The sequence below is a fragment of the Pseudomonas mosselii genome, from assembly GCF_019823065.1.
GTDB lineage: Bacteria > Pseudomonadota > Gammaproteobacteria > Pseudomonadales > Pseudomonadaceae > Aquipseudomonas > Aquipseudomonas mosselii.
In genome coordinates this window covers 4,045,436-4,072,222 of sequence record NZ_CP081966.1, presented here as the reverse complement: position 1 = coordinate 4,072,222, position 26,787 = coordinate 4,045,436, and the positions used below count along the sequence as shown (strand labels likewise).

31 protein-coding genes and 3 tRNA genes are annotated in these 26,787 nt (G+C 59.7%); 33 read left to right on the top strand and 1 reads right to left on the bottom strand.

Features of this window, described 5'->3' with window-relative positions:
- Positions 1 to 172 precede the first annotated feature (172 nt).
- Entirely contained in the window at positions 173 to 1,027 is an 855-nt protein-coding gene (gene folD, locus K5H97_RS18915; protein WP_028692666.1) for a bifunctional methylenetetrahydrofolate dehydrogenase/methenyltetrahydrofolate cyclohydrolase FolD, read from the bottom strand.
- Between the two features lie 255 nt (positions 1,028 to 1,282).
- On the opposite strand from folD, the gene K5H97_RS18910 reads away from it, so the two are divergent.
- The 33 genes from K5H97_RS18910 (at position 1,283) to K5H97_RS18750 (ending at position 26,786) form a co-directional block, all read left to right on the top strand.
- Positions 1,283 to 1,359 (top strand) — tRNA-Arg (locus K5H97_RS18910).
- A 35-nt stretch (positions 1,360 to 1,394) separates the two neighbouring features.
- Positions 1,395 to 1,470 (top strand) — tRNA-His (locus tag K5H97_RS18905).
- A gap of 56 nt (positions 1,471 to 1,526) precedes the next feature.
- Positions 1,527 to 1,611 (top strand) — tRNA-Leu (locus K5H97_RS18900).
- 565 nt (positions 1,612 to 2,176) lie between these two features.
- Positions 2,177 to 4,723, top strand: coding sequence for a DNA-directed RNA polymerase (locus K5H97_RS18895; RefSeq protein WP_232853415.1), 2,547 nt, complete (start codon positions 2,177 to 2,179; stop codon positions 4,721 to 4,723).
- Between the two features lie 125 nt (positions 4,724 to 4,848).
- Positions 4,849 to 5,622: a Rha family transcriptional regulator gene (locus K5H97_RS18890; protein WP_051555761.1), complete on the top strand. Its 774-nt coding sequence runs from the start codon at positions 4,849 to 4,851 to the stop codon at positions 5,620 to 5,622.
- Between the two features lie 481 nt (positions 5,623 to 6,103).
- Complete coding sequence (locus K5H97_RS18885) at positions 6,104 to 6,280, top strand: hypothetical protein (RefSeq protein ID WP_155952729.1); 177 nt, start codon at positions 6,104 to 6,106, stop codon at positions 6,278 to 6,280.
- Positions 6,281 to 6,340: 60 nt separating this feature from the next.
- Positions 6,341 to 7,021 (top strand): DUF2815 domain-containing protein, encoded by a 681-nt coding sequence (locus K5H97_RS18880; RefSeq protein ID WP_232333240.1) that lies wholly within the window; start codon positions 6,341 to 6,343, stop codon positions 7,019 to 7,021.
- Positions 6,987 to 7,469, top strand: a complete 483-nt coding sequence (locus K5H97_RS18875; RefSeq protein WP_232853414.1) for an endodeoxyribonuclease — start codon at positions 6,987 to 6,989, stop codon at positions 7,467 to 7,469. The genes K5H97_RS18880 and K5H97_RS18875 overlap by 35 nt, the downstream gene beginning before the upstream one ends.
- A 2-nt stretch (positions 7,470 to 7,471) precedes the next feature.
- Positions 7,472 to 7,921: an N-acetylmuramoyl-L-alanine amidase gene (locus K5H97_RS18870; protein WP_028692662.1), complete on the top strand. Its 450-nt coding sequence runs from the start codon at positions 7,472 to 7,474 to the stop codon at positions 7,919 to 7,921.
- A 130-nt stretch (positions 7,922 to 8,051) separates the two neighbouring features.
- Positions 8,052 to 9,644: a toprim domain-containing protein gene (locus K5H97_RS18865; protein WP_232853413.1), complete on the top strand. Its 1,593-nt coding sequence runs from the start codon at positions 8,052 to 8,054 to the stop codon at positions 9,642 to 9,644.
- 14 nt (positions 9,645 to 9,658) lie between these two features.
- Complete coding sequence (locus tag K5H97_RS18860; RefSeq protein ID WP_028692660.1) at positions 9,659 to 9,886, top strand: hypothetical protein; 228 nt, start codon at positions 9,659 to 9,661, stop codon at positions 9,884 to 9,886.
- 3 nt (positions 9,887 to 9,889) lie between these two features.
- Positions 9,890 to 10,339, top strand: coding sequence for a hypothetical protein (locus K5H97_RS18855; RefSeq protein ID WP_051555760.1), 450 nt, complete (start codon positions 9,890 to 9,892; stop codon positions 10,337 to 10,339).
- 3 nt (positions 10,340 to 10,342) lie between these two features.
- A complete protein-coding gene (locus K5H97_RS18850; RefSeq protein ID WP_028692659.1) occupies positions 10,343 to 10,537 on the top strand; it encodes a hypothetical protein in 195 nt (64 codons plus the stop codon).
- Positions 10,538 to 10,545: 8 nt separating this feature from the next.
- The gene (locus K5H97_RS18845; RefSeq protein WP_155952728.1) at positions 10,546 to 10,821 is read left to right on the top strand and encodes a hypothetical protein; all 276 of its coding nucleotides are present in this window, start codon (positions 10,546 to 10,548) and stop codon (positions 10,819 to 10,821) included.
- 59 nt (positions 10,822 to 10,880) lie between these two features.
- Positions 10,881 to 11,048, top strand: coding sequence for a hypothetical protein (locus K5H97_RS18840; RefSeq protein ID WP_155952727.1), 168 nt, complete (start codon positions 10,881 to 10,883; stop codon positions 11,046 to 11,048).
- 63 nt (positions 11,049 to 11,111) lie between these two features.
- Positions 11,112 to 11,669: a nucleotidyltransferase family protein gene (locus K5H97_RS18835; protein ID WP_232333238.1), complete on the top strand. Its 558-nt coding sequence runs from the start codon at positions 11,112 to 11,114 to the stop codon at positions 11,667 to 11,669.
- Positions 11,659 to 11,853 (top strand): hypothetical protein, encoded by a 195-nt coding sequence (locus tag K5H97_RS18830; protein ID WP_028692657.1) that lies wholly within the window; start codon positions 11,659 to 11,661, stop codon positions 11,851 to 11,853. Before K5H97_RS18835 ends, K5H97_RS18830 begins: the two co-directional genes overlap by 11 nt.
- A gap of 11 nt (positions 11,854 to 11,864) precedes the next feature.
- Positions 11,865 to 13,916, top strand: a complete 2,052-nt coding sequence (locus tag K5H97_RS18825) for a DNA polymerase (protein ID WP_028692656.1) — start codon at positions 11,865 to 11,867, stop codon at positions 13,914 to 13,916.
- 13 nt (positions 13,917 to 13,929) lie between these two features.
- Positions 13,930 to 14,145 (top strand): hypothetical protein, encoded by a 216-nt coding sequence (locus K5H97_RS18820; protein ID WP_009682626.1) that lies wholly within the window; start codon positions 13,930 to 13,932, stop codon positions 14,143 to 14,145.
- A gap of 34 nt (positions 14,146 to 14,179) precedes the next feature.
- Entirely contained in the window at positions 14,180 to 14,389 is a 210-nt protein-coding gene (locus tag K5H97_RS18815; protein WP_010953247.1) for a hypothetical protein, read from the top strand.
- On the top strand, positions 14,338 to 15,087 hold the full coding sequence (locus K5H97_RS18810; RefSeq protein ID WP_169740513.1) for a hypothetical protein: 750 nt from the start codon (positions 14,338 to 14,340) through the stop codon (positions 15,085 to 15,087). Before K5H97_RS18815 ends, K5H97_RS18810 begins: the two co-directional genes overlap by 52 nt.
- 92 nt (positions 15,088 to 15,179) lie before the next feature.
- The gene (locus K5H97_RS18805) at positions 15,180 to 15,425 is read left to right on the top strand and encodes a DUF3310 domain-containing protein (protein ID WP_036986692.1); all 246 of its coding nucleotides are present in this window, start codon (positions 15,180 to 15,182) and stop codon (positions 15,423 to 15,425) included.
- 39 nt (positions 15,426 to 15,464) lie between these two features.
- Positions 15,465 to 15,794: a hypothetical protein gene (locus K5H97_RS18800; protein WP_081791645.1), complete on the top strand. Its 330-nt coding sequence runs from the start codon at positions 15,465 to 15,467 to the stop codon at positions 15,792 to 15,794.
- Positions 15,795 to 16,269: 475 nt separating this feature from the next.
- Positions 16,270 to 17,844 carry a portal protein gene (locus K5H97_RS18795; RefSeq protein ID WP_010953251.1) on the top strand — a complete coding sequence of 525 codons (1,575 nt, stop codon included), beginning with the start codon at positions 16,270 to 16,272 and terminating at the stop codon, positions 17,842 to 17,844.
- Between the two features lie 138 nt (positions 17,845 to 17,982).
- Positions 17,983 to 18,762 (top strand): capsid assembly protein, encoded by a 780-nt coding sequence (locus K5H97_RS18790; RefSeq protein WP_028692653.1) that lies wholly within the window; start codon positions 17,983 to 17,985, stop codon positions 18,760 to 18,762.
- A gap of 27 nt (positions 18,763 to 18,789) precedes the next feature.
- Positions 18,790 to 19,230: a DUF1353 domain-containing protein gene (locus K5H97_RS18785; RefSeq protein WP_051555759.1), complete on the top strand. Its 441-nt coding sequence runs from the start codon at positions 18,790 to 18,792 to the stop codon at positions 19,228 to 19,230.
- A 14-nt stretch (positions 19,231 to 19,244) separates the two neighbouring features.
- Complete coding sequence (locus tag K5H97_RS18780) at positions 19,245 to 19,445, top strand: hypothetical protein (protein ID WP_028692652.1); 201 nt, start codon at positions 19,245 to 19,247, stop codon at positions 19,443 to 19,445.
- A 161-nt stretch (positions 19,446 to 19,606) separates the two neighbouring features.
- A complete protein-coding gene (locus K5H97_RS18775) occupies positions 19,607 to 20,575 on the top strand; it encodes a major capsid protein (protein ID WP_028692651.1) in 969 nt (322 codons plus the stop codon).
- Between the two features lie 61 nt (positions 20,576 to 20,636).
- On the top strand, positions 20,637 to 21,224 hold the full coding sequence (locus K5H97_RS18770; protein ID WP_028692650.1) for a tail protein: 588 nt from the start codon (positions 20,637 to 20,639) through the stop codon (positions 21,222 to 21,224).
- Positions 21,225 to 21,227: 3 nt separating this feature from the next.
- Positions 21,228 to 23,573 carry a phage nozzle protein gene (locus tag K5H97_RS18765; RefSeq protein WP_028692649.1) on the top strand — a complete coding sequence of 782 codons (2,346 nt, stop codon included), beginning with the start codon at positions 21,228 to 21,230 and terminating at the stop codon, positions 23,571 to 23,573.
- A complete protein-coding gene (locus K5H97_RS18760; protein ID WP_155952726.1) occupies positions 23,548 to 24,042 on the top strand; it encodes a hypothetical protein in 495 nt (164 codons plus the stop codon). The genes K5H97_RS18765 and K5H97_RS18760 overlap by 26 nt, the downstream gene beginning before the upstream one ends.
- Positions 24,027 to 24,587 carry a virion core protein, T7 gp14 family gene (locus K5H97_RS18755; RefSeq protein ID WP_010953257.1) on the top strand — a complete coding sequence of 187 codons (561 nt, stop codon included), beginning with the start codon at positions 24,027 to 24,029 and terminating at the stop codon, positions 24,585 to 24,587. The genes K5H97_RS18760 and K5H97_RS18755 overlap by 16 nt, the downstream gene beginning before the upstream one ends.
- 9 nt (positions 24,588 to 24,596) lie before the next feature.
- Positions 24,597 to 26,786, top strand: coding sequence for a hypothetical protein (locus tag K5H97_RS18750; RefSeq protein WP_028692648.1), 2,190 nt, complete (start codon positions 24,597 to 24,599; stop codon positions 26,784 to 26,786).
- Position 26,787 lies beyond the last annotated feature (1 nt).

Sequence of the window (26,787 nt, the reverse complement as noted above, 5' to 3'; positions counted from 1 at the left end):
TGACCATTGTCAGGGGGATCGCGAGGCAATCCCGGCTGAAGCGTGAGAGGTGGGCAGCCGGTCCAGCTGAAATGGATGGGTTGCCAGCCGAATCGGCTGCGGCTCCGTGGAGACGGGCATTCAAACGAAAACGGCGCCTCGAGAGGCGCCGTTGCGTCATTGCCGGAACAACCTACTTGTGCAGCTCTTCAGCCGCATACAGGGTGTTCTCCAGCAGGCAGGCGCGGGTCATCGGGCCTACGCCGCCCGGCACCGGGGTGATCCAGCCGGCGCGGGGCAGGGCGGTCTCGTAGACCACGTCGCCGACCAGCTTGCCGTCGTCCTGGCGGTTGATGCCGACGTCGATGACGATGGCGCCTTCCTTGACCCATTCACCCTTGACCAGGCCCGGCTTGCCGGCGGCGACCACCACCAGGTCGGCGCGGCCGACGTGGCCGGCCAGGTCCTTGGTGAAGCGGTGGCAGACGGTGACGGTGCAGCCGGCCAGCAGCAGCTCCATGGCCATTGGCCGGCCGACGATGTTGGATGCGCCGACGATCACCGCGTTCATGCCGTACAGGTCCTGGCCGGTGCTCTCCAGCAAGGTCATGATGCCCTTCGGCGTGCACGGGCGCAGCAGCGGGATGCGCTGGGCCAGACGGCCGATGTTGTAGGGGTGGAAACCGTCCACGTCCTTGTCCGGGCGGATGCGCTCGAGCAGCAGGGAGGCGTCCAGGTGCTCGGGCAGCGGCAGCTGCAGCAGGATACCGTCGACGGCCGGGTCATCGTTGAGGCGATCGATCAGGTCGGTCAGGGCTTGCTGCGTGGTCTCGCTGGGCAGGTCGAATGCCTGGGAGATGAAACCGACCTCTTCACAGTCCTTGCGCTTGTGCGAGACATAGACTTGGGAGGCCGGGTCGGTACCGACCAGGATCACCGCCAGGCCAGGCGTGCGCAGGCCCTGCTGGCGGCGCTCGGCGACACGTTGGGCGATCTGCTGGCGCAGGTTGGCGGCGATCGCCTTGCCATCGATTAGGTGTGCAGTCATAGACGCGTGATTAACCATCGAGAAGGGAACATATATAAGAAGCGCGCATTCTCGCACGACACGGCCCAAGGGCAAAGGCGAGTGGTCGGGCAAATCCCCTAACCCCTTCAATAATTTAAATTTTTTTGCGAAAGGTGTTGACGACCTCCAGGGTCGCCTATAAGATTCGCCGCACTTGTCGGGCACTGCCTGGCACGGGTTGGCAAAGTCGGGCAGAATAAGCGGTTCGTTTGTTCGGCTGGACTGTAAGCTTAAGCGCCCGTAGCTCAGCTGGATAGAGCATCCGCCTTCTAAGCGGATGGTCGCAGGTTCGAGTCCTGCCGGGTGCGCCATTAAGGCCTGGGCAAGTAAGCAGTACCGCAATATGGTGGGCGTAGCTCAGTTGGTAGAGCGCCGGATTGTGATTCCGGTTGTCGTGGGTTCGATTCCCATCGTCCACCCCAGATTCTGCAGGGGCGCCTCGATTGAATGATCCGGCGCCTTTGTTTTTGAGTTTCATGCGGACGTGGTGAAATTGGTAGACACACTGGATTTAGGTTCCAGCGGCGCAAGCTGTAAGAGTTCGAGTCTCTTCGTCCGCACCACGAATTAGAAAAAATCTCCCCGAATTCCTGAAAGCCGCACGGCTCAAGGGTTCGGGGATTTTTTTCGTCTATCACTTGCACGAATGATACCTTTTCACCTATAATCGCCTTCTCAGCAAAGAGAGCAAAAGGGACACTTTTGGGACACAAAGGCCCTTTTTGACCTCTTCTGATCCCCTCATCCACTGAATCCCTAACTGACCGTTCGTCGGACTTTACCGGCTGACACTGGCCCCTTTTGACCGGGGAAAATCCAGTGCGGGAGAGTGCTGCCCGCGTGAAGTCATGGGACCACATTATGGCTGCCAGTTTTTGCCTGGAGGGGGTAGCTACGCCTGATGGTTCTCTCAGATGAGACTGACTCATTGACGAGACATTCCCGCTTAGGGAGGGCCATCCAGGGCCGCGCCAGGGCACTGTGGGAGACCACATCCAGAGTCGCGGACCCACAATTGGATTCCTTAGCGATGCCCTCTGAGATGACCCTTAGAGACATCCTTAAAGACATCCTTAGAAATGATTACTTAATGATGATTACTAAGAGATTCCCTTTATGACTACCTCTATGACTCCTCTAGTTGGCCGCCTGGATGGTGAAGACCTCATCGCCACCCAAGTCCGTCTGGAAGAGGAGATGACCCAGCGCGGTGTGAGCCGTTTCCAGCGCAACGTAGAGGCCGCACGCAGAATGGGCGCTGAGGATGGCACCGAGTACGGCTCCATCATCGTCTCCGGCCGCATGAAGGCGCTCGCTGAGGCCATCAAGGCGTGGATGGATGAGTCTGAGGCCGGTGTGTCGTCCCGCTGGGGCAGCGCATACAAGCTCCTCCGTGGCTACGATGCGGATGTCCTGGCCTACCTGACCCTCAAGCACACCCTGGCTGGCATCTCGCAGCCCCGCACGCTCCAGCATGTGTCCGTCTCCATCGCTCAGTCCGTGGAAGACGAAATGCGCCTGTCCGGCATCCGCGACAAGGAGCGCAAGAAGTACGACCAACTGGTAGAGCGGGCCAACAAACGGTCCAGCCAGCGCCACAAGCACATCTACGCCACCCGTGTGGCCTCTGCGCTGGACACCTGGAGCAACTGGAGCAACAACGACCGCATCCACGTAGGGACCAAGCTCCTGGAGCTGCTGATGAACTCCGTGGGGCTGATCCACATTGCCACCAACGGCGAAGGCACGGAGAAGGCTCTGAAGTACGTGAAGCCGCTGGAGTCCACCCTGGAGTGGATCGCCCGCAAGAACAACGTCACGGCCATGCTGCGCCCCGTGTATGAGCCAATGGTTGTCCCGCCACGCAACTGGACCTCACCGACCGATGGGGGCTACCTGTCGTCCAGCCTCAAGCCGCTGCGCATGGTGAAGACCCGCAACCGGGCGTACCTGGAAGAGCTGGGCAATGTCGATATGCCGATGGTCTACACCGCGCTCAACGCCATCCAGGCGACCGCGTGGCAGATCAACACGCCAATCCTGAACATCATGACCACGCTGTGGGAGCAGGGCGCCACCTGGTGCGGCCTCCCACCCCGTGAAGGCATCCCCCAGCCAGTCAAACCGTTCGACATCGACATCAACGAGGTGGCCCGCGCTGCCTGGCGTAAAGCCGCGTTCAAGGCCCATTCGGACAACCTGGAGATTCAGGGCGCGCGCATCAACGTCTCCATGTCCCTGGACATCGCGAACCGCTACTCCCCGTTCCGCAAGATTTACTTCCCGTACCAACTGGACTTCCGTGGCCGCATCTACGCGGTGCCGCACCTGAACCCCCAAGGCGCGGACCACACGAAGGGCTTGCTCCGATTCGCCTACGGCAAGCCGCTGGGCGAGCACGGGGCCAAGTGGCTGGCAATCCACGGGGCGAACGTGGCCGGGTACGACAAGGCCAGCCTGGAGGACCGCGTGAAGTGGGTCCACGATCACCAAGCGGAAATCCTGGCGATTGCTTCTGACCCGTTCCAGGCACGCGGCTGGGCTGACCACGTAGGCGCGCAGGCCATCGACAAACCATGGCAGTTCCTGGCGTTCTGCCTGGAGTGGAAGGGCTACTGCGAGCACGGCGACCGCTTTGTGTCGAAGCTCCCGATTGCTATGGACGGCTCATGCTCCGGCATCCAGCACTTCTCCGCGATGCTCCGGGATGAGGTCGGTGGCGCAGCCGTGAACCTGGTCCCCAGCGACCTCCCCGCAGACGTGTACGGCTTGGTAGCCAAAAAAGTCATCGAGCGGGCCATCTACGATGCCAAGCACGGCACCGAAGACGTCCTGAAACATGATGCTGATGGCAAGGCATACGTCCAGGAGGGCACGAAGAACCTGGCCCAGCAATGGACCCGCTTTGGCATCAACCGCAAGGTGACGAAGCGCTCCGTGATGACCCTGGCCTACGGCTCCAAGGAGTACGGCTTCAAGGATCAGGTAATGGAGGACATCCTGGACCCGGCACGCAAGAAGGCCACCGATGCCGAAGGCAACGTGGACGCCCGCCACTTCCCGTTCACCGGGGATGGCTTCCGGGCCGCTGGCTGGATGGCGAAGGCCATTTGGGAAGCCGTGAACCAGGTTCTGGTGAAAGCTGGTGAGGCCATGAAGTGGCTCCAGGACGCTGCAACCCTGGCCGCAAAAGAAGAGCTGCCGGTGTGCTGGACCACTGCCGTGGGCTTCCCGGTGATGCAGGCGTACAACTCCGTGGTAGCTCGCCGCGTCAAAACGGCCATCAACGGGGCCCGTGTGCGCCTCCTGATGAACGAAGAGCAAGACGCCTTGGACAAGCGCAAGCAGTCGCAAGGGATCAGCCCCAACTTCGTCCATAGCTGCGATGCGGCCCACCTCATGCTCACCGTTGTGCGTGGCGTGGAGTCCGGCTTGAAGAGCTTCGCGATGATCCATGACAGCTTCGGCACCACCGCAGGGGAGACCGAGCTTTTCTTCATGACTGTCCGCAAGGCGTTCATTGAAATGTACGAAGAGACCGCCGTACTGGAGCGCTTCCGGGATGAGCTGGCCGCGCAACTGAGCGACAAGGCGCGGGCCAAGCTCGCAGAACTCCCGAAACGCGGCAGCCTGAGCCTGGCAGCCGTAGCAGAGTCGCGCTTTTGTTTCGCCTGATCGTTCTCATTCGTGAGAACAACCCACAAAAGCAACGTTTCCACTGGTGATCGATCCCGGTGGGCCACATTCGGATTACTGAGCCGCCAGCGCGGCCACTCAACGAAATCAAAAGGACACACAGCATGAACGTAGTAGCCACCGCCATCAGCAAAGACACCGTGACGATGACCAGCCTGGAGTTGGTGGAGATGATTAACGCCACCCGCGAGCCGGGTAAGGCCGCGCTCAGACACGACCACTTCATGGTCAAGGTGCCCAAAGTGCTTGGGCCCCTAGCTCCCAAATTTTTGGGAACTAGCACTTACACCAACGGCTCGGGGAACGAAGTCCCGCGCCCCATCTACCGGCTGCCCAAGCGTGAAGCCTGCCTGGTGGCGATGAGCTACAGCCACGAACTCCAGGCGCGGGTCTATGACCGCATGGTGGAGCTTGAGGCCGCTATCCAGAAGCCCTCACTGCCCAACTTCATGGACCCCGCTGAGGCCGCAATCGCCTGGGCGGGGGAGTACAGACAACGTCAGGCTTTGGCCCTGGAAAACCAAACGCTCACTCAGGCCAATGCAGAGATGCTTCCGTTTGCCACTGTAGGCAGTGCCGTGGCTGCCCGCACGCTCCCCGTTGTGGACTTCGCCCGGAAACTGACAGGCGTGAACATGCAGCAGGTGCAGAACACCCTCCAGCGGCTGGGCTATTTGTACAAGCGCCAGGGCGATAACAAGTGGGCCGTGTATGGGACGTACAAGGGCACGCACTTTGACGAGAAAGTCACCCCGCAGGGCTTTTCCATCATCACTGTGCTGGAGAAGGGCCAGAAGCTCCTGGCGAACCTCTACCTGAAAAACATGCTTGTGATGAAAGTGGGCTGCGTCCCTCAGCCTCTGGACTTCACCCTGTAACCCCCTGATCCACCCCGCATGGCCCCCGGTGATTCCCGTGGGGCCACATTCGGATAACCGAGCCGCATCCCTCCGCCAGAGCCTCCACCGTGCCAGCGCGACCCCAGCTCAGATTTGAGCCGGGCCCGAGGGACCACATTCGGATAACCAAGCCGCAACACCCCAGTCTCCGCCCGAGCCTCCACCGTGCCAGTGCGACATCAGCTCAAATTTGAGCCGATCCCCGAGACCCCCCCCCAATTCCCTCATTCATCCGCAGCAGCAGCCATAGAGCCTCCACCGTGCCAGTGCCGCAACGCCTCGGAAGAACCAGAAACACCTTCGCAACACCTCTACGGACCACCCGCAACTCCCCCTGACCTTTGCCATAGAGCCTCCACCGTGCCGGTGCAGAGGGACGGGAAACGTGCGCCTGGGCCCCGTAGGCAACCCCAACGGACAACCCAGGCCACAACCCCGTGGCCGTATCGAGAGAACCGCAATGAATCGCTTCGGCACCGCAGACAACCAACGCAACGAACCCGAGAACTACGACTCCGCCCTGGGCCGCGCCATCGCGCTTTGGGGCATGGGTCGCTCCATCTCTATGGCCCTCGCCGCTGAGTTGATTGAACAAGGCTATGACCTTCCGTCCCTGGAAGCGCGCCACAGCCGCTAACACGCACACACAAAACGAGTCCCCAAAATGTCCTATCAGAAACGCCCAAAGAACGTAACCATGACCTCGCCGCGTGGCATTTTCCGCTACCCGGCACTGACTAAACCCGACTTCGGCACCGATGAGTACCCGAAGCCGGACGGTGAGTACAAAGTCACCCTGATCCTGACCCAAGAAGAGGCCGCGCCTCTCCTGGCGAAGCTGGAACCGCTGCACGAAGCCGCCATCGAGAATGGCCGTGAAGAGTTCAAGAAGCTCAAGATCGAAGCCCGCAAGAAGCTGAAAGACGTGACCGTGCAGCCACTCTTCACCGAGGAGTACGACAAGGAGACCGAGGAGCCGACTGGCCGCCTGTTCTTCAACATCAAAATGGCCGCCTCGGGCAAGTCGAAGAAAGACGGCTCCGTCTGGACCCGCAAGCCAGCCTTGTTCGATGCCAAGGGCAAGCCAATGCTGAAAGTCCCGGACATCTGGGGCGGCACCGAAGGCAAGGTGAGCTTTGAAGTGGCCCCTTACTTCATCCCAGGCACCGCCCTGGCCGGTATCAAGCTGCGCCTGAACGCAGTCCAGGTCATCGAGCTGCGCAGTGGCGGCAACAAGTCCGCTGGCGAATACGGCTTCGGTGAAGAGGAAGGCGGTTTCGACGCTGAATCCGTAGCCGAACAAGAACAAGAAGAAAAAGACGAGTTCGAAGAAGAGGAAGAAGGTGGCGAAAGCAACACTTACGAAGAAGACTTCTAAGACGCCTCTGGATGCCGAACACGTGGGACTCAAGTATGGGTTCCGCTCCGGGCTTGAAGAACGTGCCGCAGACCAGCTAACGGCTGTCGGCATGGGCTTCACTTTCGAAAGTCTGGTAGTTCCCTATACCCGGCCTGCGAAAGTTCACAAGTACACCCCGGACTTCGCACTGGCGAACGGCATCATTGTCGAAACTAAGGGCCGCTTTTTGACCGAGGACCGCCAAAAGCAACTCCTGGTCAAAGCGCAGCACCCTGAACTTGACGTGCGCTTTGTCTTCTCCAACTCAAAAACAAAAATAAATAAACGCAGTACCACCACCTACGCGGATTGGTGCAGCAAGAACGGCTTCCAGTATGCCGACAAGTTGGTTCCCCATGCCTGGCTTAACGAGCCAGTCAATGAAGCCTCCCTGTCGATCATCAAGGGCCTCAGCAAAGAAAAATAATAATGACCTACAACGCTGGAACGAAACCCCGCGCTGAGACGGACTACCTGGTAGTTCACTGTAGCGCCACGCGACCATCCCAAGACATCGGGGCCGCTGACATCAACCGCTGGCATCGCGCCAAAGGTTGGCGGTGCATCGGCTATCACTTTGTCATCCGCCGCAATGGCGTGGTGGAAGAGGGCCGCGAGCTGGATCAAATCGGCGCTCATGTAGAGGGCCACAACATCAACTCCGTGGGCATCTGTATGGCCGGTGGAGTCACCGAGGCGGACATTAATGTCCCCGAGAACAACTTCACGCCCGAGCAATTTGCAAGTCTCAAGCATCTGCTGGGCGAACTGAAAGCGAAATACCCCAACGCGACAATCCAGGGCCACCGGGACTTCCCGAAAGTAGCCAAGGCTTGCCCGAGCTTCGACGTTAAACCGTGGGTAGCGGCCAACTTATAAGAGTCGTGGGCCCTCAGTTGGATATGGCAGCCGCCACGTCTATCACTCAACTCTGATAAAGGGCTGGCCTTCGGGTTGGCCCTCTTTATTGCCAATGAAAAATCGAAAGCATGAAACAGAGAGTGAGTTCGTGCGCCACCTGCCCTGTGAAAACTGTGGTTCAAGTGATGCCAACTCTATCTACACCGACAACCACCAATATTGCTTTGCCTGTGAGCATTACGTTCACGGTGATGGCGAAACCCCTACTACTGGAGGGCGAATAAAACGAATGGAAGGTTTAATCTCCGGCGAATTCAAGCCGCTGATGAAGCGCAAACTTACCCTGGAGACTTGCCGCAAGTTCGGATACTTCGTAAGTGAGGTGCGTGGCAGGCTAGTTCAAGTTGCCCCGTACTTCGACAACAGTGGTGTGATGGTCGCCCAAAAACTGCGCGATCAAGATAAAGGCTTCGCCATCCTGGGCGATGGTGCAAAGTTGACCCTCTTCGGCCAGAACCTTTGGGCGAGCGGGGGTAAGAAGATTGTTGTCACCGAAGGCGAGCTGGACGCGATGTCTGTCTCCCAGGTGCAAAACAACAAGTGGCCTGTGGTGTCGCTCCCGAACGGGGCTCCGGCAGCACGCAAGGCCATCCAGCGAAACATCGAATATCTGGAGAGCTTCGAAGAAGTCATCCTCATGTTCGATATGGACGAACCGGGCCGCGAAGCAGCGCAGGAATGCGCAGAGCTATTCAGCCCAGGCAAGTGCAAGATCGCCACGCTATCCATGAAGGACGCCAACGAACTTCTGGTAGCGGGCCGTGAGCAGGAAATCGTCACCGCCATCTGGAACGCCAAGCTGTACCGGCCTGATGGCGTAGTGAACGTCCGAGACCTCCGCGAAGAGATTCGCAAGGCCCTGGTCATGGGCTTGCCGTGGTTCCTTGATCCACTCACCCAACTCACTTATGGACGCCGCTACGGCGAAGTCTACGGGCTGGGCGCTGGTACTGGTGTGGGCAAGACCGACTTCCTCACGCAGCAAATCGCATACGACATCCAAGTCCTGGGCGAGCGTGTAGGCACCATTTTCCTGGAGCAGAAACCGACCGAGACCGCCAAGCGCGTGGCCGGGAAGATCGCCGGGAGACGCTTCCACGTTCCCAAGGAAACCGCTGGCTGGACCGATGAGGAGCTGGATGCAGCCGTAGATGCGCTGGGCGAAAACCTGGTCATGTACGACGCATTTGGTGAAACCGAGTGGGACATTGTGAAGCGCAAGGTGCGCTACATGGCTGTCTCCGAGGGCATCAAGCTTATCTACATCGACCACCTCACTGCGATGGCTGATACCGCAGATGAGAAGGGCTCGCTTGAGCAGATCATGAAAGAGATGGCGGGCCTGGCGAACGAGCTGGGAATCATCATCACGTTCATCTCTCACCTGACCACCCCCGAGGGCAAACCCCATGAGGAAGGCGGGCGGGTAACGATTCGCCACTTCAAAGGCTCCCGAGCCATCGGCTTCTGGAGCTACTTCATGTTCGGCCTTGAGCGTGACCAACAGGCCGAAGACCCCGTGGTTCGCCAAACCACCACCTTCCGCATCCTCAAGGACCGCTACACCGGCCAAGCAACCGGGGAAGTGCTGTACCTGGCATACGACCGCGACACCGGATTGCTCTCGCTCACCGAAGCGCCCGAGCCGTCCTCACCCTTTAAAGATGAATCCGAATTCTGACTGGAGATACCCCCATGTTGAAACGACTGCTGGCAAAAGTGTTCCCGCAGACCACCGCGTCCGCTGTATCCGACCTGGAGCGCACCCTGGACAAGCTGAGCCAGGCCGAAGCCTCCCATAGCGAAGCTGCACGCCAGGCCCGGCAAACCGCCTGCAATCTGCACGACCACGCCGATATGCAGTACGCCCTGGCTGACCGGGCTTCGATGATCCACTCCCGTATCTCCAAACTCCTGGACTGAACCATGCGCAAGTTGATCTTCGCGGCCCTGGCCGTCCTTTCCCTGGCCGCCTGTGAGCGCCACTCCTGCTACAGCCCAGCCGTTGTACAGGCCCCGGTAGTCGAAGCTCCGGCCCCTGTGGTTGCCGCTCCAGTTGTCCAGGCTGCCCCGATCGTGCAAGCGGCGCCAGTGGTCGCAGCCCCTGTCGTGGTCCAGGACAACTCCAACGCCATGCTCACCGGCATGATGATGGGGCACATTCTAGGCAGTGCTTCGGCATCGGCCCCGGCTGTCCATAACACCACCATCGTGAACAACACCACGACCAACACCCGAGCGACCACCGTGGCTCCGCGTACGGCCTACGTGGCTCCACGCCCAGCCTACGTTGCACCGCGAGCCAGCTACTCGGCACCGCGAGCCAGCTACAGCTACCGCACCAGTAGCTTCTCCAGCTTCCGCTCCCGCAGGTAAACCATGACGACTCCAGCCCAACGGCCACCGCGCCTGAAAGAACTGTCCCTGCGCTTTGAGCGTGTGGACAACGGAGTCATCGTCCGGGCCCGAGACAACATCCTGGGCCTGGCAAACGAAGGTGACTGCAACGTGTTCACCAACCGCTACGAACTGAGCAACTACCTCAACGCATTGCTGGAAGACTTCCGGCTGTAAGGAGCCCCATGCGCAACTCTACATTCCCCGCACTGATGATCGGGGGCCCGGTAGATGGACGCCGGATGTTCGTCCAAGGCGTTCCCTATCTCGAAGTCCCGGTAATGGAATCCCCCCGCTGCCAGATGCTGGCTTCTGAGCCAGTGTCGCGCCATATGCGCCGTGCTGTGTACACCCACCGCGAAACGGTGGCCGGTGTGCGCCTGTACGTCTGCAACGATGAAAACGGCAACGCCGCTCTGGAGTACCTGGTGGCTGGCTACCGCGCCGAAACCAAGCACTGATCCCAACGCACCACCACACGGGCCCCAAGCGGGCCTTTTTTTGTGCCTGAGAGAAAACCATGCCTCTGATTCTGACCTACCTGTTTGTCGTTTTCTGCCTGTGCTTCGGCTGGGTTTACAACGTTGTCTGGACCTTCCACCAGTGTGGTGACGCTTTGCTCCTGGGCATTGTCGGCATCGCCTTCCCACCGATTGGGGCCATCCACGGCCTCATTGCGTTCTTTTAAGGGGAGGGCTGATGAGTGATGCCAACTACTACCTCTTCTTGCTCTTCATCGTCGTGTTCGTCCTTGCCTGAATGGAAGCTTCCGGGCCACCTCCAGCCGCTCTTCGATGACGCGCTGGAATTGGTGCGCTGGGAGTTTCCTGGCTCGCACCCGGTCATCGGTGGCGGTGCCATCCGGGACGCCCTCCTGGGCCGACCGATCAAAGACATCGACGTGTTCATGCGCAGCATTGACCACAACGAGCTGGACTCCGAACTCACCGTGAAGGTGAAGCAGCCCGCGTTCCTCGCCCTTTATGGCCGCAAGGATATGCACGGTGCCTGGGACTTCCTCCAGGACGTACAGGGCTTGCCCGTCCAGTTGATCCTGGCCGACTTCATGACCCCGCAAGAGCTGGCCGATTCGTTCGACCTGAACCTGTCCCGCGCCACGTATGACGGCTACTCCCTGCACGTTTCCGCGGCCTTCGAAGAGGGCGTGCGGGACAAGGCATTCCGAATTCTCCGCTGCGAAAGCGACCTGGAAGAACGCCGCTCATTCAAGCGCGTATCTCGCCTGCAAGAGAAGTACCCCGAGTACATCCACGACGAAACCACCCTGGAGCAAATCCGTGTCCACTGAATCCGACCTGCGCCCGTTCTGGCTCAACCGCTACCCGCTCACCCGAGTCATGATCGCGCTGCCCCTGGTTCCAATCATGATCCTGGGCGAAGCCCTCAAGGGCCTGTACCACGGCTTTTGTGATGCCCTGGCCGATACCGGCACGCTCTTCCGAGAGCTGTGGCATACGCCGACCCCCTGCTGATTGGGGGACCAATGCAAGAACCCCTTCTGTTCGACCTCGAAACGAATGGGTTCCTGGAGGCAGTCTCCGTCATCCATTGCCTTGTCATCGAAGACACGGCAACTGGGGACGTTAAGAAATTCCCGCCTGGCCTCATCGCCATGGGAGTCAAATGGCTCCAGGAGCAACATTCCCAAGGCCGCTTCATCGGCGGCCACAACGTCATCAAGTACGACATTCCCGTCATCCAGAAGCTGTACCCCGGCTTCATCGTGAACCCCGCGCTGGTCATCGACACCCTTGTTTGCACCCGACTCATCTGGTCGAACATCAAGGACACCGACACCGGCCTCCTCAAGAAAGCAGTCCTCCCCGGCAAGCTCTTCGGCTCCCACTCCTTGGAAGCCTGGGGCTACCGCCTGCGCCTGATGAAAGGCGAGTACGCAACCGAGTTCAAGGCGCGCATGGGCGATGCCTACGTGGACGGCATGGAGTGGCTGGAGTTCTCGCAAGAGATGCTCGACTACTGCGTCCAGGACGTTGTGGTCACTTCCGCACTGTGGAAGCGAATCCTTGGCAAGAACTACTCGGCACGGGCCTTGGCTCTGGAACATCGAGTGGCCTGGCTCATGGCCGCCCAAGAGCGCAACGGATTCCACTTCAACCGCGAGAAGGCAGCGCTCCTATACGCCAAATTGGCGCAGCGCAGGGGCGACCTGGAGCGCGAGCTGAAAGAGTTCTTCAAGTTCTGGCACGCACCGGCAGGCGAAGTGCTCACCAAGAAAACCCGGCGAGTCTTTATCGAAGACCCACGGGGCAACACTGAGCGCCGTGTGAAGCTCAAGGGCCAGCCCGCGTTCAACCAAGTGGGGTGGTTTGAGAAGTACACCGAGGGCGTCCGGTACACCAAAGTCAAGATTGTGGAGTTCAACCCGTCCTCACGGGACCACATCGCTGACCGGCTGACGGCCCTGTACGGCTGGGTTCCCGAGAAGTTCACCAAGGGCGGCAAGCCCCAGGTGGACGACGAAGTAATGTCCAAGCTGAGCTACCCACCGTGCAAGCTCCTGACGGAATACCTCCTGGTCGCCAAGCGCATCTCGCAACTGGCCGAAGGGAAGCAGGCGTGGATGCTGGTGGAGAAGCAGGGCCGCATCCACGGCTCCGTGAACCCTAACGGTGCCGCCACTGGGCGAGCTACTCACGCTTACCCGAACGTGGCTCAGGTGCCGGCATCTGGCTCCCCCTACGGTAAAGACTGCCGCGAACTCTTCACGGTGCCTCTCGGCTGGCTTCTGGTCGGTGCCGATGCCTCGGGCCTGGAGCTGCGCTGCCTGGCGCACTTCATGGCTCGCTACGATGGTGGCAAGTACGTGGACATCCTCCTCAACGGGGACATCCACTGGGCCAACGTCCAGGCCATGGGCATCACCAGTGAGAAGCGTGACGACCACAACACGCTGCACAAGCTGTACCGCGATGGTGCGAAGACCTTTATCTACGCCTTCCTCTATGGGGCCGGTGATGAAAAGGTCGGGACCATTGTGTTCGGCATGGTTGTCAAGGCCAAGGCGCTTGGTCTCGACTACCAGCACCTCCTGGACGTGTTCTTCAACGGGCAAGACAACCCGGACGAAGAGGCGCTCAAGGCCGCTGGCAAGAAACTGAAAGCAACCTTCCTCCGCAAAACCCCGGCCCTGAAAAAGCTGGTCAAGGCTGTGAAAGAAGCCGCCAAGCGCGGCCACCTGGTCGGCCTGGATGGTCGCCACGTTCACGTCAAATCCGCCCACGCGGCACTCAACTACCTCCTGCAAGGGGCCGGTGCGCTGGCCTGTAAGCAGTGGCTTGTGTTCCTGGACGACGAACTCCAGGCACGTGGGCTGAAACACGGCTGGGATGGCGACTACGCCTTCTGCGCCTGGGTCCACGACGAAGTGCAGATCGCCTGCCGTAACGAAGCCATCGCGGCCATCGTTCGGGAAGCGGCTGAGGCGTGCGTGGCGAAAGCAGGTGAAGCCTTCAACTTCCGGTGCCCCCTGGCCGGTGAATCAAAAATGGGCCTGAACTGGGCCGAAACCCACTAACGAGTAAACGCAAATGACTAAAGACCCTGTTCTCCTGGAAGTCCTGTACGAAGCCTTCAAGAGCCCTTTCAAAATCCAATCGGACTTCGCTCGCTTCGAAGCCCAGGCAGTAGCATCGCTGGCATCGCTGGGCTTGCTCAGCACCCTGGAAGGTCACGGCCAGTATGGTCGTAAGTGGCGTGTCACCGGCACCGGCCTTGACCTGCTACGGGAAAACGATTACCTGTGACCCCATCACTTCACTCAGTCAGAGAGGCACTCCCATGTTGAAACCCTGGACCATCACCATCGACGTGAACGGCACCAAGCACGCATTGGAGTATCCGGCACGTCCGCTTGATGCGGAACTGGGCGCTGACTTAGTGAAGCTCTTCGGCCAATACGGCTTCATCTTCCAAGAAGACCTGACAGAGATTCGCGAGTGCGCAGAGTTATCATCGACGCCGATGTCCTATCCGTCCAAGCAGCAGTAGTAAACCAGAAAGCCATCCGCTGGGGAGGCGATGAGGAGGGTGAACGAGCCCTCTGGACCCTCCACGCATTTGAAGAGGATGGCGAAGCCACCTTCACCGGGATGGTGCAAAACTTGATAGACAAGACAGGGGCCGATGAGGCCCTTCTTGTTTTCTCGGACAAGGTGAACTGGCGCAAGACCGTTCTCCCGACCTACAAGCACAACCGTAGCAAGACCGTCCAGCCGTTGCTCCGCTCCCATCTCACGGCCTGGGCTCAAGAAACCTTCCCGTCCATCTCCAAGCCCACCCTGGAAGGCGATGACGTGTGCGGCATCCTCCTGACCCGAGCCCGAAAGTTTGGTGAGGAAATCGTGGTCGCGTCCATCGACAAGGACTTTAAGACGGTCCCAGGCCACCACTACAACTTCAACACAGACACGTTCTTCGAAGTGACCGAGGAAGAGGCCGACTACTGGCACCTCTACCAGACCCTCATGGGCGACACCACGGACGGCTACTCCGGCTGCCCAGGTATTGGGCCCGTGGCTGCCAAGCGGCTCCTGGACAAGTCCCCCACCTGGGGCACCGTAGTGGCTGCCTTCGACAAGGCCGGTCTCTGCGAAGAGGAGGCTCTGGTGCAGGCCCGCGTGGCCCGCATTCTTCGTGCCTCGGATTACGACTTCAAGAACCAGAAGGTGAAGCTGTGGACCCCGTGATGAACTGCGCGTCCTGCGCTCGTCTCGACTCGACAGAACCCAATGTGTGCCGGGGTTGCGGCCCCGATTACTCCAACTGGACACCAGTACCCATGACCGACAAATCAGAAGCACCAGCCAGTCAACTCACACAAGTTGGCGGCACGCACTACCTCCGATCAATCCAGCCGTTCGACATCATCAAGGCTTGGGAGCTCGGATTTTTCCGGGGCAATGTTGTGAAGTACGTTCTGCGCTGTACAGCCAAGAACGAGAAGGAAGACTTGATGAAGGCTCGCCATTATCTCGACCACTGCATCGAGAACTATGAGGACCTAAAAGCATCCGGTGCATTTTAGATTGCCTTACACTGGGCGTTTTCCAAGGGAGTGTTAGATATGACCGGAGTTACCAACGCTGAAGTCGCTAAGGCCCTGGGTCGGCCACTCACCAAATACGAGGAGCTTTTGGTAGAACTCGCCTCTCCAGCGGCAGACATCGCTGAAGTCGTTGAGGACCTTCTACTGCGTGGCTTTTTGGCGGTGTTGGAAGACCTTCTCGGCAGGCCGCTGTCACCTACTGAGAAGGCTTATGCAAGACAGGCGTTCTACGACCGCATTCCCGTAGCTGAAGTTGCCAGAGCGATTGAGAATCGGGCTCCTGCAGTCGCTCCCAAGGCCCCAGCATCTAAAGCAAGCTCCTTCACGCCTAACCCGGGAGATCGCTGAACCAGTAGCCCCACGGGAAAATTCTCGTGGGGCCACATTAGGATTACTGAGCCGTGAAAACGGAAAGATTCCCCAACGTTCCCCGTGAGCTGCTGTTGGAGTTGGAGAAGAGATTCCCCAACGTCCTGCCAGTAGACCCTCACATCACCATCAACGAAGTGAACATCCGTCAAGGACAGCAAGAAGTCATTCGACTCCTGCGAAGCCGCTTCGACATCCAAAACACCACTGTTCTGGAATCCCATTAATGTGTTCGCACTCAAGCACACCTAAGACGACTGTAGCGGCCCCAACGCCTGCCCCAGCCGCACCCACGGTGCAGTCAGCGCCTGCGACAAGCAACACCGCAGAAAGTACCGACACCCAACAGGCTCAGTCCGCAGCGAATGGGCGCAAGTCCCTCCGCATCGACCTGACCCAAGCATCCACCGGGAGTAGCTCTTCGGGGCTGAACATCCCTCTATAACGAGACCCCATGGCGAAGACCGAGCAAGAACCCGAACGGGGACTTGCCGCAAGTCTTTATGCCAAGCTCGCACCAGACCGCGAGACCTTCCTCCAGAGGGCGCGGGACTGTTCCAAATACAGCATCCCCACCCTGATCCCGCCTGCCGGTCACGCAAGTGGCACGAAGTTCTACACCCCATGGCAAGCGGTGGCCGCCCGAGGCGTCAACAACCTCGGGGCAAAATTGCTCATGGCCTTGCTCCCTCCGAACTCTCCGTTCTTCCGCCTGGAAATCGACGAGTTCACCGAAGAGAAGCTGACCAGCAATCCGCAGATGCACGCTGATGTCCAAGCGGGCCTGGCGAAGATTGAGCGCGCGGTGCAAACCGAGATTGAAACCACCGCCATCCGTGTGACTGGTTTTGAGTTGCTCAAGCATTTGATTGTTGGCGGCAACGGCCTTGTGTACCTGCCCCAACAGGGCGGCATGAAGTTCTACCCCCTTGACCGCTACGTGGTCCGGCGTGACCCAATGGGCAACGTCCTGGACATCGTGGTCAAGGAGGAGGTCTCCCTGGCGGTACTGCCAGAAGAGGCCCGGTCATTAGTCGAGCCTGGCGATGACTCCGGCGACACCCCCCGAGACCATAACAAGAACGTCTCGATCTACACCCACATCACCCTCAAGGGTGAGACCTGGAACGTGTATCAGGAGGTCAAGGGCCAGATTGTTCCCGGCTCCCGAGGCACGTACCCGAAAGACAAGTGCGCCTGGCTCCCGATTCGATTCGTCAAGATCGACGGTGAGAACTATGGCCGCTCCTACGTGGAAGAGTACCTGGGCGACATCAAGTCCCTGGAAGGTCTCTCCCAGGCCATCGTGGAAGGCTCCGCAGCCTCCGCGAAGGTCCTGTTCCTGGTGAACCCCAACGGGGTCACTAGCTCCAGCGAGCTGGCCGAAGCGCCGAACGGCGAATTTGTGGATGGCGTGGCATCTGATGTCCAGGCCCTCCAGCTTCAAAAGTCCGGTGACTTCCGTGTGGCACTGGAGACCATCAACACCATCACTGAGCGCCTTGAGTTCGCCTTCATGCTGAACTCCGCGATTCAGCGGAATGGTGAGCGTGTGACAGCCGAAGAAATTCGGTACATGGCCGGGGAATTGGAAGCCGCCTTGGGCGGTGTCTACTCCATCCTCAGCCAAGAATTCCAGCTTCCGCTAGTCAACCGCATCATGTTCTCGATGCAGCGCCGCAAGAAGCTCCCCGAACTGCCCAAGGGCACCGTTAGCCCCACCATTGTGACGGGTATGGAGGCCCTTGGACGTGGCAATGACCTGACCAAACTGGACCAGTTCATCTCCACCATCATGCAGATTCCTGATGCCGCCTCCCGGATCAACTGGGGCAACTACATGACCCGAAGGGCCACCGCCCTCGGGATCGACACAGACGGCCTGGTGAAGACCGATCAAGAGGTCCAGCAGGAACAACAACAGCAACAGATGCAGCAGGCAATGCAGTCGGGCGTAGCCCCGGCAGTGCAGGCCGCTGGTCGCATGATGGAGAAAGGCCAACCCGATGGCAGCCAAGCGCAAACCTAAAGAGCCCGAAGAGGGCGCAGTAATAGAGCCCCTTATCGAATACTTCGGTGAGGGCGCAGAGCAAGTTCAATTCAACATCAACCCCCAGGCCAAGCGATACCGCGTGTTCGCTAATGGCCGCGTTCTCGAAGACCTTTAATGGAAAGCATCGAAATCGTATCCCCGAACCCGTCTGCCCCCGAAGGGCATGATGAGGCAATGATTGCCGCCATCGACAAGGCCAATGCTGGCCCGGTAGGCGACAACATCACGACCCCTGCTGAAACCTTAGAGCGCCCCGAGGGCTTGCCCGAAGGCTTCGATTCCTGGGACCAACTGGCGAAAGCCTACGCCGACCTCAAGGCACCTGCCCCCGAGACTCCAGCAGCGACCGCAGAGCCCGAACCCTCTACGGCCACCCCGGATGAGGCGAGCAAGGCCCTGGAGTCGAAAGGCTTGGACCTGGATGAGTTCTCCCAGGAGTTCGACCGCACGGGCGCATTGAGTCCCGAAAGCTACGACCGCCTGGCAAAAGCGGGCTATCCGCGTGGCGTGGTCGACCAATATGTGGCGGGCCAGCAGGCTCTGGCAGACCAGCACATATCCGCAATCAAGGGCGAAGCTGGCGGTGCCGATGAGTACGCAAGCCTGGTCACATGGGCCAAGGCCAATCTGGCACCGGCTCAAATCGAAGCCTTCAACACCGCAGTAAATGGCAGCCTGGAGCAAGCGAAGCTGGCCGTGAATGGCCTCAACGCGCAGTACCGGTCAGCCATTGGCAGCGAACCAAACCTCATTGGCGGTGGCAAAGCAGCCGCAGCCGATATCTTCGAATCCACCTCCCAGGTGACTGAGGCGATGAGCGATAAGCGCTACCGCAGTGACCCGGCATACCGTGCCCGAGTCCAGGCCAAGCTCCTCCGTTCCAACGTCTTCTGACGCCTGGCCGCAATAAGAAAAACAACAATGAGCGGCTTCACCGACGAACACTTCTCCATCAAGTGGATGGAGGAAGTGGATGGCGTGGACTACTGGGCATCTTCGCCTTTCCGCTACTGGATCGGTCCCGAAGGGACTGGCCGGTACGTGGATGTCCCCGCTGGCTTCATCACTGATGGAGCTTCTGTACCCCGTCCGTTCTGGTCACTGATTCCCCCATGGGGCACATACGGCCAGGCGGCAATCGTCCATGACTACCTGTGCGAGACCCTCACCGTCCAACTGGATGGCGTGCCTATTCGCATCACCCGAAAAGAATGCGACCGGATCTTGCTCCAGGCCATGACCGACCTTGGAGTTCCCCTGTGGAAACGCTCCGTAATTTATGGGGCCGTGCGTGCTTACGCATTGGCCGCAAACGTGACCCAGCCGTCCGGCCTGGTCCACCTAACCAACCCACCCCAATAAAAGGAAACACCCCCATGAGCTTTCTGAAAACCGTAGCCGTAGACGCTGAGTCGTTCCTGGCAAAAGTCCTGGCAAACCTGGTCTCCGAAGTCGCCGCTGACGGCACTGTGACCAAGGCTGATGCAATTCAGGCGGTGGCATCTGCCGCTGTTTCGACCCTGGCGAGCGCCACCAGCGCCTCCGCCGCATCCGGTGCCGTTGTCGCTGACAACTGATCCACCCGGCCTGGCCCGTAGCCGTTAATACGGGCCGCCTCAGCACCTTGAGAAGCAACAGAAAAGTCCAGCCGCACTGCGCCCCTGCGCGGTGGCAACGCGGGCCTCGGGATTCCTCCCGGCTCGCTCCATCGACTTTTTCTCAAGGATTCACCCCCGCAATGTCTGATGCAAATGTTTCCCGCCTGGGCCAAGCAAACCTGAGCGGCGATGCCAAAGCGCTCTTCTTGAAAGTGTTCTCGGGCGAAGTCCTGACTGCCTTCCAGGAGTCGTGTGTCACCGCTGACAAGCACCTGGTACGCACCATTACCAGCGGCAAGTCGGCTCAGTTCCCAATCCTGGGCAAAATCTCGGCCCAGTACCACACTCCGGGCGCTGAGATTGCTGGCCTGAGCGTTCCTGCGAACGAGCAAGTTATCACCATCGACGACTTGCTCATCTCGCACGCCTTCATCGCTTCCATCGACGAAGCCATGAACCACTACGATGTCCGTGGTCCGTACTCGACCGAAATGGGCCGCGCTCTGTCGTACACCTACGACAAGCACATCCTGCAACTTGGCGTCCTGGCTGCCCGCGCATCGGCCCCGGTCTCGACCGAAGCTGGAGGCGGTTCAGTAACTGACTCCGCGCTGCTGACCGATACCACTGGCGAAGCCCTGGTAGCTGCACTGTTCGCAGCCGCGCAGAAGCTGGATGAGAAATTCATCCCGGCTGATGAGCGTTACGCCTACCTGACCCCAGCGGCGTACTACATGCTGGCTCAGAACACCAAACTGATGAACTCCCTGTGGGGCGGCCAAGGCAGCTATGCCAAGGGCGAACTGCCACAAGTGGCGGGCATCAACCTGGTGAAAGCTGTCCACGCTCCGTTCGGTTCCAACATCGCCACCGTTGCGAATGGCGGCACCGCGCTGACCGCAGGCACCAGCGACAAGTACGCTGTAGATGCCACCAGCACCGCAGCCCTGGTCATGCACAAGGCCGCTGTGGGCACCGTCAAGCTGATGGACCTGGCGATGGAGTCGGACTACGACATCCGCCGTCAAGGCACCCTCATGGTCGCCAAGTACGCCATGGGCCACGGCATCCTCCGCCCAGCAGCCGCTGTAGAGCTGAAAACCGCCTAACCACCAACCTAGCCTCACTCAAGGACTTCCTTGTGTGGGGCTTTTTTTTCGTGCCTAGAAAATGAAGACACTCGCCCAAACGACCGAGCTAGATGCCGTAAACATCATGCTCAATACCATTGGCGAGTCGCCAGTCAACTCCCTGGATGATGGCCTTCCCGTAGCGGATGCCGCTATCGCCCGCTCAGTCCTCCGCGAAGTCACCATCGACGTGCAATCGCCTGGATGGCAGTTCAACACTGAGCGCAACTACAAGCTGACTCCGGCTCTCCTCACGAAGTACATCACCGTCCCCGGCAACTGCCTGGAGGTCACACCTAGCGGCAAGAGCGCCACCCTGGATATCACCCTCCGGGGCACGCGCATTTACGACCGCCAGAACCACACGTATGAGTTCGGCTCCTCGATCACCGTGGATATGGTCGTTCTCCTGGACTTCTCAGAGCTTCCACAATCGGTGCGGCACTACATCACCGTCCGGGCCGCCCGAGTGTTCCAGCAGCGGAATGTGGGCTCCGATGTCCTCAACGGCTTCACCGAGAAGGACGAAACGCGGGCCCTGGTCGCCATTCGCAAGTACGACTCGGAGACCGGAGGCTACAACGTGCTGACCGGCAACTACTCCGTCATGCGGGTACTTGACCGATAGCCTATGTCCTTAATCTCATCCTCCATCCCGAACTTCGTTAACGGCGTCTCACAGCAACCATTCACCCTCCGCCTGGCCTCCCAACTGGATGCCCAGGAGAACGGCATCTCGACCGTCTCTGAGGGGCTGATGAAGCGCCCTCCAACCACCCACCTGGCCCGAGTGACAGCCTCCCCATTGGAGTCGGCATTCGTCCACACCATCAACCGCGATGCCAGCGAGCGCTATCAAGTGGCGATCACCAACGGCGGACTCCGTGTATTTGCCATAGACGGCACTGAGCGCACGGTGTCTTTCCCGGATGGAACCGGCTACCTGGCCGCAAGTGACCCGGCAAGCGACTTCACCGCGATCACCGTGGCGGACTACACGTTCATCGTGAACAAGGCCATCACCGTGGCGAACCGTACTGCCGTGAGTGCCACCCGTGGGCCCGAGGCACTCATCAGTGTCATCCAGGGTAACTACGGGCGCACCTACGGAGTCATCCTCAACGGCGTGACCGTGGCTACATACGCGACCCCAGATGGGTCCGATGCCACGAAAACCTCCCTGGCCTCCACGGACTACATCGCCACGGAGCTGGTGGCGGGCATCCAAAGCGCGGGCTTCACATGCGTGCGGGCGGGCTCCTGTCTGTACATCACCAGCACCGCGGACTTCACCATCGACTGTTACGATGGTTTCAACAACAACGCCATGAAGGCGTACAAGAAGGTAGTCCAGTCGTTCTCCACGCTGCCTTCCAACTGCACCCAGGCCGGTGGCTGCCTGTTCGAAATTACCGGCGACCCTGGCGATTCTTCGGACGACTACTACGTCTACTACGATGTCGGTACTGACAGCACTGGCGTGTGGCGTGAGTGTGTAGGCCCTGGTGTGGCACTGGGCCTGGACGGCTCAACCATGCCGCACACGCTGGTACGTAACGCGGACGGCACCTTCACCTTCCAGGCAGCCACCTGGACGGACAGAGTGGCAGGCGATGCGGACACCAACGAAGACCCGTCCTTTGTGGGCCGGACAATCAACGATGTTGTCTTCTACCGGAACCGCCTGGGATTCCTTGCCGATGAGGCCGTGATTTTCTCGGAGTCGGGGAAATACTGGAACTTCTACCGCACCACTGTGACGGAGCTTCTGGACAGCGACCCTATCGACGTGTCCAGCACGTACACCAAAGTCGCGATCCTCAAGCACGCGGTGTCGTTCAACAAGCAACTCCTGCTGTTCTCCGATGAGGTCCAATTCCTGATCGACAACGGGGACACCCTCACGCCCAAAACTATCTCCATCAAGCCGTCCACGGAGTTCGTGTGCAACGCCTTGACCACTCCCCAATCCGTGGGCAAGAACGTGTACTTCGCCTCTGACCGGGAGAACTGGACGGCCATCCGGGAATACTTCACGGACACCAACGATGTCTCCAACGACTCCACGGACGTGGCTTCGCATGTTCCCCAGTACATCCCTTCGGGCGTGTTCAAGATCGCCTCATCCAGTTCTGAGGATATGTTGTGCGTCCTCACCACCGGGGACCGCCATTCGATCTACGTGTACAAGTTCTACTGGGACGGTGACACGAAGGTGCAAAGCTCCTGGAGCAAGTGGACCTTCCCGGACACCGATACCATCCTGAGCGCGGAGTTTCTGGACTCCGAAGTGTTCCTGGCGATCAACCGCGCCGATGGCTTGTACTTCGAAAAGCTCACTGTAGCCACGGACAGCCTGGGCACCAATGAGCCGTACCTGGTTCACCTGGACCGAAAGCAATACGTCACGAAAGACACCCTGAGTTACGCGGATGGCTACACCACCATCCCGCATTCGTGGGCTATGGATGACGGCACGTACATGGCCGTGACCGCCACCGGGCAGACCCTCAAGCCTGGAGTGGTCGCTGAAATTGTGTGGGATGGGACAACAGCGAAGGTGAAGGGGAATTACACCTCCTCGGACCTTATCGTCGGTCGGCGGTACGTGTTCAGCTTCCAGCTAAGCACCATCACCGTGAAGACCCAAAGCGCAGGCGGGGGCACCAAGAGCGACACCGAAGGCCGCCTCCAGCTTCGCAAGGCGTCCGTGAACTTCGCCAGCACCGGGTACTTCCAGGTGAAGGTGACGCCACGTTACCGGGACACTTACACCTATACCTACTCGGGCAAGGTACTGGGCACCCCAAGCGCCACATTAGGACAGGCAGAGCTAAGCACCGGCAAGTTCACGTTCCCCATCATGACGCAGAACACGGACGCCACCATCGTCATTCAGAACGACTCTCCGATGCCTTCGGCCTTCCTGAGCGCGGACTGGGAGGGCTTCTTTGTCAAACGCAGCCAGGCTGTCTGAGGTCGCGTGGGTACTTGAGACGACACCGACACACTGCCATGAGCTGGCCGCCAACATGCGGGAGGAGGACCGGGACGAAATCTGGAAGTCCTCCCGCCTGCAACCCCTGGAAGCATTGCTCCTTGGGCAGATGGATTCCCTGCGCACTTGGACCTTCCTGGTTCATGGGCGTGTGGTCGCCATCTTCGGTGTGGCTCCGCTGACAGATATGGTCGGCGCTCCCTGGATGCTCGCTTCCCCTGAGCTTCCGCAAGCCCGCAAGACATTCCTGGCTCATTGCCGGGACTACATCAACCAAATGCACGAACTCCGTCCGGTCCTCATGAACCGGGCGTGGACGGGCAACCCTGTTCATCTCCTGTGGCTCCGCTGGCTGGGCTTTGAGTTCTGCGACCCGGAACCCTTCGGCCCCGATGGCGAAGCCTTCCAGGAATTCCAGAAGGTCCAATTCCCATGTGTACCATCGTAGCAGCAGCGTGGGCCGCAACGGCCATCGCAGCGGCTGGCACCACCGCGTCCGTGGTCCAGCAGAACCAGCAAGCGAAATCGACCGCAGCCTATGAAGAGCAGCAGTCTGAGAACGACTTGAAGGCGTATCAGGACAACCAAGCGCAGACCGGGTATGCGAACGAGCAAGCCCGCCAGTCCGCCTCTCAGCAGGAATACCAGAACAACCTCAAGGCCCGAGCGGCTATGTCCACCGCGCGCGCCCAGGCGAGTGAAGCGGGCGTAGAGGGCAACTCTGTGGATGCGCTCCTGGCCGACCTCTCGGCTCAGCGCGACAACTACAACCAATCCGTAGAGCAGAACTACAGCACGACCGTAGCGAACAACAACACCCAGCTACAGAACAACTACTACGGCACCCAAAGCGCGCTCAACTCCCTCCGCTCTGTGGACTCCCCGAACTACCTGGAAGCGGCCAGCCGCCTCGGCTCCAGCGCTCTCGGGGCCTACAGCACCCAGCTCCGGGCCAACTCCGGCTCAACCACCGTCACCCCTAATGGCTCATAAGGAGGCCCCATGCGTGGACAAGTGAACTATGACCCTGGCGTCCAGGGCATGGAACAAGTAAACCCAATCGCCTTCCAGCCAGTCCGGGCGCACCTGGATGACACGGCTGGATTGAAGGCGAACCAATTGGCCCAGGCACTGGGCTCCTCAGCGATCCCCCAGGCGCTACAGCAGTTCGGCTCCGCTGAGGACCAGCAGGAGCGGCAGAAAGCCCAGGACACAGCCGACTCCATGACCGTGGGCGAGCTGGGCCAGAAGATCAAAGACGGCTCTATCCTGGCCTCCCAGTCCCCAGCCTTCCAGGGCACGCTCCAGCACATCTACGGTGAGAACCTGATGCAAGGCATGGAGCGGGACACCATGTCGAAAATCCAGACTGGCGAACTCCAGTTCACCGACCCGCAGCAGGTGGACGAATACCTCACGAAGAGCCGCAATGAGGCACTTGAGGGGCAGAACCAGTTTGCCGTGGCGGGCTTCGACAAGGGCTATAACGCCTTCCGCATGAACGTGTTCGACACGAACGCACGGACGATGAACGCCAAGGCCATCACCGAGGGCATCCAGCAGTCAAGCGACAACCTCATGAACGTGGTCGGGGATGTCACTGGGAACCAGTTCAACGGCACCACTGACCAAGCCGCCCAGGCCATCGCCAGTCGGTTCAACCTTCTGTCGTCCACCTCGCTACTCCGGGACGATGCCCGCAAGACCACCTTGAACAACACGCTAGTCCAGATCGCGCAGACCGGGAACAAGTCCCTGGTGGACGCGCTCCTGGCTCAGAAGCTGTCATCCGGTGCCACTGTGGCGTCCACGCTGGGCGGCACCACCGCTGCCGAAGTGAGCCTCCACGCGCAGAGCATGGATGACCAGAACCAGCGCAAGCGTGTGGATGATGAGATTCGCCCGTTCCTGACCCAAGCGGATGCCGGTGAACTGGACCAGAAGGGCTTCAATGACTGGGCGCAGAAGAACGAACGGTGGGTCACAGCCAGCACCTGGAACGCTGTCATCAACCATAGCCAGTCCCAGTTGAATCAGCGGCAGAACAACATCAACCGCTTCCAGCTTCTGTCCACCGCCCAGCAGTCCATGGCGAACGCCCAGCAATCCACGCGGGTAGCCATCGACCAAGGCAACCTGGCGTACCTCCAGCCCCAGCAGGTGATGAGCCCCGAAGGCAAGATGAAGGCTTTCGAGACTGAGCAGTACGCCCAGCAGTACATGGCAAACCGTGTCCAGCAGGAGCAGATGCCGTTCGACAAGCAGGTGCAGTTCTACTCCACGAACAAGGTGGATAACCCGCAGTGGAAGAGCATTCTCCAGTCCGGTCTCACCAACCTGGCGTCCCTCGGCTGGACCCCGGACGGGAAGCAGCAGGGCCAGCTTAACCAGCAGGGCCAGGGCGCAATCGACACCTTCAACCACATCAACGCGGTGAACCCCGCATACGCCCAGCAGCTTGCCGGTGGGGCATACCAGAAGCTCTCCGACATCCAGTTCCTGATGGAGAAGGGTGGATTCCCCGATGCCAACTCAGCGGCATCCCTGGTCTATCAGGGCGGCAACTCCGGTGTCACCGAGGCCGATATGGGGGCCATGAAGGCCAACGTAGCGAGCGCTGTGAATGACGTGGTGAACCCCGGTTTCCTATCTCGCTCCGTCCACTGGGCTGAGGGGCTTTGGGGCAATGACCAGACGAACCTCACGGCAGTCCAGGCGGACATCCGGCGAAGGTCGGAACTCCTCCTCAAGTCCGGCCAGGTGCCCGATGCGGCCAGCGCAGTGAAGGCCACCGTGCAGTACCTGCAAGACCCGAATGTCTCCACGAACATCAACAACACCCTGTACCTGAATAAAGACCTACCTCAAGTCCCCAAGGGAGAAGACCGGGGGAAGTGGGTAGAGCGCTTCATTGACGAGGTGCCAGGGAAGGTCGCGGATGACCAAGACATCGGCAAGGGGAACATCCGCATGGAGCCCAATGACCGAGGCGGTTACACCATGTGGACCGGGGGAGTGCCCCTCACAGATGTGAATCACCAAGTCCTCAACTACTCCCGCCAACAGGTGGAGAAGTGGATCGGCAACACCTACGCCGCAGACCTCAAGGCCAAGACAGCCGCAGCTAATGCAGAACATGCCGCCGAAGTGCAGCGTGCGCTGAATCCTATTGACCCGCAGTACCTCCAATAAC

What these genes read in the sequence shown, in the direction of transcription:
- folD (WP_028692666.1), bottom strand. Translation starts at nt 1,027, where the DNA reads ATGACTGCACACCTAATCGATGGCAAGGCGATCGCCGCCAACCTGCGC.
- K5H97_RS18895 (WP_232853415.1), top strand. Translation starts at nt 2,177, where the DNA reads ATGACTCCTCTAGTTGGCCGCCTGGATGGTGAAGACCTCATCGCCACC.
- K5H97_RS18890 (WP_051555761.1), top strand. Translation starts at nt 4,849, where the DNA reads ATGAACGTAGTAGCCACCGCCATCAGCAAAGACACCGTGACGATGACC.
- K5H97_RS18885 (WP_155952729.1), top strand. Translation starts at nt 6,104, where the DNA reads ATGAATCGCTTCGGCACCGCAGACAACCAACGCAACGAACCCGAGAAC.
- K5H97_RS18880 (WP_232333240.1), top strand. Translation starts at nt 6,341, where the DNA reads ATGACCTCGCCGCGTGGCATTTTCCGCTACCCGGCACTGACTAAACCC.
- K5H97_RS18870 (WP_028692662.1), top strand. Translation starts at nt 7,472, where the DNA reads ATGACCTACAACGCTGGAACGAAACCCCGCGCTGAGACGGACTACCTG.
- K5H97_RS18860 (WP_028692660.1), top strand. Translation starts at nt 9,659, where the DNA reads ATGTTGAAACGACTGCTGGCAAAAGTGTTCCCGCAGACCACCGCGTCC.
- K5H97_RS18855 (WP_051555760.1), top strand. Translation starts at nt 9,890, where the DNA reads ATGCGCAAGTTGATCTTCGCGGCCCTGGCCGTCCTTTCCCTGGCCGCC.
- K5H97_RS18850 (WP_028692659.1), top strand. Translation starts at nt 10,343, where the DNA reads ATGACGACTCCAGCCCAACGGCCACCGCGCCTGAAAGAACTGTCCCTG.
- K5H97_RS18845 (WP_155952728.1), top strand. Translation starts at nt 10,546, where the DNA reads ATGCGCAACTCTACATTCCCCGCACTGATGATCGGGGGCCCGGTAGAT.
- K5H97_RS18840 (WP_155952727.1), top strand. Translation starts at nt 10,881, where the DNA reads ATGCCTCTGATTCTGACCTACCTGTTTGTCGTTTTCTGCCTGTGCTTC.
- K5H97_RS18825 (WP_028692656.1), top strand. Translation starts at nt 11,865, where the DNA reads ATGCAAGAACCCCTTCTGTTCGACCTCGAAACGAATGGGTTCCTGGAG.
- K5H97_RS18820 (WP_009682626.1), top strand. Translation starts at nt 13,930, where the DNA reads ATGACTAAAGACCCTGTTCTCCTGGAAGTCCTGTACGAAGCCTTCAAG.
- K5H97_RS18815 (WP_010953247.1), top strand. Translation starts at nt 14,180, where the DNA reads ATGTTGAAACCCTGGACCATCACCATCGACGTGAACGGCACCAAGCAC.
- K5H97_RS18805 (WP_036986692.1), top strand. Translation starts at nt 15,180, where the DNA reads ATGACCGACAAATCAGAAGCACCAGCCAGTCAACTCACACAAGTTGGC.
- K5H97_RS18800 (WP_081791645.1), top strand. Translation starts at nt 15,465, where the DNA reads ATGACCGGAGTTACCAACGCTGAAGTCGCTAAGGCCCTGGGTCGGCCA.
- K5H97_RS18795 (WP_010953251.1), top strand. Translation starts at nt 16,270, where the DNA reads ATGGCGAAGACCGAGCAAGAACCCGAACGGGGACTTGCCGCAAGTCTT.
- K5H97_RS18790 (WP_028692653.1), top strand. Translation starts at nt 17,983, where the DNA reads ATGGAAAGCATCGAAATCGTATCCCCGAACCCGTCTGCCCCCGAAGGG.
- K5H97_RS18785 (WP_051555759.1), top strand. Translation starts at nt 18,790, where the DNA reads ATGAGCGGCTTCACCGACGAACACTTCTCCATCAAGTGGATGGAGGAA.
- K5H97_RS18780 (WP_028692652.1), top strand. Translation starts at nt 19,245, where the DNA reads ATGAGCTTTCTGAAAACCGTAGCCGTAGACGCTGAGTCGTTCCTGGCA.
- K5H97_RS18775 (WP_028692651.1), top strand. Translation starts at nt 19,607, where the DNA reads ATGTCTGATGCAAATGTTTCCCGCCTGGGCCAAGCAAACCTGAGCGGC.
- K5H97_RS18770 (WP_028692650.1), top strand. Translation starts at nt 20,637, where the DNA reads ATGAAGACACTCGCCCAAACGACCGAGCTAGATGCCGTAAACATCATG.
- K5H97_RS18765 (WP_028692649.1), top strand. Translation starts at nt 21,228, where the DNA reads ATGTCCTTAATCTCATCCTCCATCCCGAACTTCGTTAACGGCGTCTCA.
- K5H97_RS18755 (WP_010953257.1), top strand. Translation starts at nt 24,027, where the DNA reads ATGTGTACCATCGTAGCAGCAGCGTGGGCCGCAACGGCCATCGCAGCG.
- K5H97_RS18750 (WP_028692648.1), top strand. Translation starts at nt 24,597, where the DNA reads ATGCGTGGACAAGTGAACTATGACCCTGGCGTCCAGGGCATGGAACAA.